The sequence below is a fragment of the Bacillus sp. SIMBA_008 genome (assembly GCF_046535495.1).
Lineage (GTDB): Bacteria > Bacillota > Bacilli > Bacillales > Bacillaceae > Bacillus > Bacillus subtilis.
In genome coordinates this window covers 1-274 of record NZ_JAWRWL010000412.1, presented here as the reverse complement: position 1 = coordinate 274, position 274 = coordinate 1, and the positions used below count along the sequence as shown (strand labels likewise).

The window sequence follows — 274 nt, the reverse complement described above, 5'->3', positions numbered from 1 at the left end:
CCCATGTGGCTGGAGAAGAGTCCCCTTTGTTAAGCAACTGTGTCAGAGGTCAGTGGGTAGCTGTGGCGAGGTAGTCCCTCATTCGCGCATTGAGGATGACCAGCATCTTGCGCATTACCGCCACGATGGCGACCTTGGCGGCCTTGCCGCGTTCGCGCAGGCCGCGATAGAAGGCGCGCAGTGACGCGTCCAGCCGTAGTGCGGTCAGGACCGCCATGTAGAGCGTGGTGCGGATTTGAGGTCGGCCGCCCCAGGTGGTGCGTCGGCCTCGCAG

The 274-nt window shown here is 63.5% G+C and carries 1 protein-coding gene; it reads right to left on the bottom strand.

All coding sequences use genetic code 11. The features are described from left to right. Positions 1–49: 49 nt before the first annotated feature. The coding region (locus SB658_RS23815; protein WP_410602785.1) for a transposase at positions 50–274 on the bottom strand (225 nt) is incomplete at its 5' end.